The following is a 4,056-nucleotide window of genomic DNA, read 5'->3' as shown; positions in this document are numbered from 1 at the left end:
ACCCACAAGCGCAAGAAGAAGGACAAGGGCGGGGTCGCTGCGCTCGCCGAGGCAAGCCGCCGACTGCGTGCCAACAGCGTCCTCTGCATTACGCCCGATGGACCGCGCGGCCCGGCCGAAACGGTCCAGCCCGGCCCGATCCTCCTCGCACAGCGGACCGGCGCCGCCCTCATACCTTACGCGCTTGATTGCCGGCCCGTGAAACGTCTGAATACATGGGACAACTTCATGATCCCGATCCCTTTCGCGCGCGGCGCTATGGTGATAGGCGCGCCAATCTTTCTTGAAAGAACCGACGATGTGGAGCGCGCACGGGCACAGTTAGCCGATGCAATGGCCGTCGTTCACGCCCGCGCCGCTGCGATAATATCGAGCAAAGACTGAGTGCTGCTGGCGACCTACGCCAAATTAGTCGATAAAAGGCCTGACATGAGTCTGGGCCGTACCCTTTACCGAACCGTGACCCGCGTCGCCCACCCTTTCCTGGGCGCGCTCGTTTCCCACCGCGTAAGAACCGGCAAGGAAGATCGCCAGCGCACGGCTGAGAGATTTGCCAGGGGGCCGGCGGCTGCATCCGGCACAGAACTTGTCTGGATGCACGGGGCGAGCATTGGCGAGACAAAGCTGCTTCTCGCCCTCGCCGAACAGCTGATAGCGCAGCGCCCAAGCCTCAAATTCCTGATCACGAGCCAGACCCGCACATCCGCAGAGCTTATCGCAAAGGCGATCGATGACAGCGCAGACCTGCGCGAGGTTGCCGCCCACCAGTTCGCCCCGATCGATACGCCAGCCATCGCTAAACGGTTTGTCGATCACTGGGCGCCTTCGCTCGGCGTCTTTGCCGAGGGCGAGATCTGGCCAAACCTGATCCTTGAGGCGAGCGCGAAGGGCGTTCCGCTTGCCCTCATCAATGCGCGGATGACCGAACGGTCTGTAACCGGCTGGGACAAATGGCCGGGCTTTGCCCGGTCGGTGTTCTCGAGCTTCGATGCGATCCTCGCCGCAGACGCGCAAACTGCCAAAGGCCTCCAGAAGTATTCGGGCCGGCCCATTCTCGTGCCGGGCAATCTCAAGGCTTCTCTTCCGCCTCAATCTTATGATGAGGCTGAATTGGACTCCCTGAAGGAGCGTTTCGCCGGCAACAGGCAGGTTCTTGCCGCCATCTCGACCCATTCGGGCGAGGAGGCGTTCATCCTCGACGCGGCCGAAGGGATGGACCCGTCCCCTGCCCTCATTCTCGTGCCCCGCCACCCTGAGCGCGCCGGAGAGATTGCCGACCTCCTCAAATCGCGCAGCAAGACATTCTCGCGGCGTTCAACTGGGCAGGCTCCGGCTACGTCCGACGACGTGCTCCTGGCCGATACGCTGGGCGAGGTTGGCCTGTTCACCGCCCTATCCGACACTGTGTATCTCGGCGGCGGGCATGCAAGAGGCGTGGGCGGTCACAACCCGATAGAGATCCTGCAGGCAGGCAAGCCTGTCCTGACTGGCCCCGACCTGTTCAATTTCGACGATGTCGTCTCTGGTCTTAGAGGAAAGGGCGGCCTTCAGATTGTCGACACGCCGCAAGCCCTCGCCGCAGCCTTCCCGGCTGCGCCGCCTTCTGCCGCCATGCAGGCCTATCTTGATGAGCAGACAAGAGCACCGATGGACGCGACTGTTGCAGCGCTGATGGGGCTGCTGGAAGAGGATGAGGTCGCTGCAGGCGCCGAGGGCCAGCCATGATGCGCGCGCCTCGTTTCTGGGACAGGGATGTCGATCCGAAGTCGCGCGAAGCGGCGCCCCTGACCCGCATATTGCTGACGCCTGTCGCAGGCCTCTATGCTGCCGTAACGCGCAACCGGATCAAATCTGCCGATCCAGTGAAGCTCGATATCCCGGTCATCTGCGTCGGGAATGTCAGCGCGGGGGGAACCGGAAAGAGCCCGGTCGCCGCTGCCATTCGTGACCGGCTGGCCGCCGCCCTGCCCGGCGCAAGGGTCGCGACGCTGTCGCGCGGCTATGGCGGCAGCGAAAAAGGGCCGCTCAAAGTCGATGCGGCACATCACAGCGCAGCCGAGGTGGGCGACGAGGCCCTGATGCTTTCGGCGACCGGCGAAGCCTGGATTGGCGCGGATCGCGCAGCCGCCGGCCGCGACATGCATGAGGCGGGTGTGGATCTCGTCATCATGGATGACGGACACCAGAACCCCGGCCTATACAAGGACCTCTCGCTCGTCACAGTCGACCGGCAGGCCGTCTTCGGGAATGGGCATGTCATTCCGAAAGGACCGCTGAGAGAGCCGGTCTCCGAGAGTCTCGCAAGGGCGCACGCGATTGTGCTGACCGGCAGCGGCGACGATCCGGCAGAGCTTTCAGACGTAACCCTGCCGATCATCCGTACACGGCTCGTCCCCGCATCGAGCCATCTGCCCGGACGCTTTCTCGCCTTTGCGGGCATTGGCCGGCCGGAGAAGTTTTTTGAAACCCTGAAGGGCTGCGGTGCGGACATCGCCGAAGACGTCCCATTCCCAGATCACCATGTCTATTCAGATGGTGATCTCAAATATCTGAGGGAATTAGCCGAAGCGCGCGATGCGACGCTCATCACGACCGAAAAGGATTTCGTCCGCCTCACGCCGGAGCAGCGCACAGGTATCGTTACATTGCCTGTGCGGATAGAATTTGAAAATCCTGCAGAGCTGGACCATCTGCTTGGCCCATTGATGGAGCGTGTGAAACAAGCCTCATGAGCGAGACCGGCCAGCAATATGTCCGCCCAAAGGATATCGACAATCGCTCGACCTTTGGCCAGCGCCTGGCCTGGCGGCTGGAGGCTATTGCCTGGGACGTCGTCTACTGGTGGCCGATGAAACTGCTCGGGCCGGACCGTGCCTCTGACACCGCCGGCTGGATCGTAAAAAGCATCGCCCCGCTGCTCAGCCAGGACAAGACCGTCAGGCGCAATCTGCGCATGGCTTTTCCGGACTGGCCGGACGAAGAGATCGACCGTGTCGCGAAAGCAAGCTGGGAAAGTGTCGGTCGCACGGCTGGCGAGCTGCCTCACCTGCCGAAGATTCACCCTTATGATGGCGACCGGGTAGACGTCGTCCATTCCGAACGCCTCGATGCTGTCGAGCAGGCGGAGCAGGGCGCGGTCTTTATCTCAGGCCATTTCGCAAATTGGGAAGTTATGGCTGCCGTCATTTGCCGCCGGCCCGTCGACTGCCTGGTGACCTATCGCGCGCTCAACAACCCGCATATCGACCGGCGCATCAACAAGGTCCGCCATGAGTATGGCATCGGTGTTCTCACCCCGAAGGGCCTCGGCACGCGCGAGTTGATGCGCGCGCTTTCGGCTGGCCGGTCCGTCGCCCTGATGAATGATCAGAAGTTCAACAAGGGTATCGGTATCCCTTTCTTCGGCCATGAAGCGATGACGGCCCCCGGCCCTGCCCGCCTCGCCCAGAAGTTCGGTGTACCGATTATCCCCGTCTCGACCGTTCGCACCGGCCCGGCCCGTTTCCGGGTGACGATCCACGAAACGATTACGCCGGATCCGGCGCTAGATGGCGACGCCGCCGTCACGGATCTGGTTCAGAAGATCACCGGCTTCATCGAAGACCAGGTCCGGGCTCATCCCGAGCAATGGTTCTGGCAGCACAGACGCTGGCCCAAATCTGCGTGGAAGCAGGCCGGCGTCTGAGACAGTCTCCATTCGTCATTTCAAACGGGCGGATTATTTCAACACCGACCGATCAGCAAAAGAGACCGCGATGAGCTTGCTCACCATTATATCCGCCCTCGCCCTGTTTGCCGGCGCCCTGATGGGGCTCGGCTCTCTTTTTGCGCCGAAATGGGCGCAAGGGGTGGTTCGCCTCGTGCCTGATCCTGATCCAGCAAGACCCGGCGGTTTCTCAGAGTTTCGCGCGACCTATGGCGGACTTCTGTTCATGCTGCACATGACTGCGCTTGTCGTCCTGCTTCAGGTCGGCGGACTTTTTGCGATCTTTGCGATCATGCCGGTGGCTGCGGGCTGGTTTGGCGCCGGCATCGGCCGCAGCCTTTCCTATCTTC

At 62.2% G+C, this 4,056-nt stretch carries 5 protein-coding genes; all 5 read left to right on the top strand.

What is annotated here, in order from left to right:
• On the top strand, positions 1–384 hold a 384-nt coding region (locus WA989_RS04165), incomplete at its 5' end, for a lysophospholipid acyltransferase family protein (RefSeq protein WP_424339254.1).
• A 45-nt stretch (positions 385–429) separates the two neighbouring features.
• A complete protein-coding gene (locus WA989_RS04160) occupies positions 430–1,725 on the top strand; it encodes a 3-deoxy-D-manno-octulosonic acid transferase (protein ID WP_424339253.1) in 1,296 nt (431 codons plus the stop codon).
• Positions 1,722–2,732 (top strand): tetraacyldisaccharide 4'-kinase, encoded by a 1,011-nt coding sequence (lpxK, locus tag WA989_RS04155; RefSeq protein ID WP_424339252.1) that lies wholly within the window; start codon positions 1,722–1,724, stop codon positions 2,730–2,732. The genes WA989_RS04160 and lpxK overlap by 4 nt, the downstream gene beginning before the upstream one ends.
• Positions 2,729–3,685, top strand: coding sequence for a lysophospholipid acyltransferase family protein (locus tag WA989_RS04150; RefSeq protein ID WP_424339251.1), 957 nt, complete (start codon positions 2,729–2,731; stop codon positions 3,683–3,685). The genes lpxK and WA989_RS04150 overlap by 4 nt, the downstream gene beginning before the upstream one ends.
• Positions 3,686–3,755: 70 nt before the next feature.
• Positions 3,756–4,056 (top strand): hypothetical protein (locus WA989_RS04145; protein ID WP_424339250.1); only part of this gene is annotated, 301 nt, incomplete at its 3' end.

Origin of the sequence: Henriciella sp., assembly GCF_049649345.1 — a bacterium.
In the GTDB taxonomy this organism is placed as follows: Bacteria; Pseudomonadota; Alphaproteobacteria; order Caulobacterales; family Hyphomonadaceae; genus Henriciella.
This window is presented reverse-complemented; position numbering and strand designations above follow the sequence as displayed.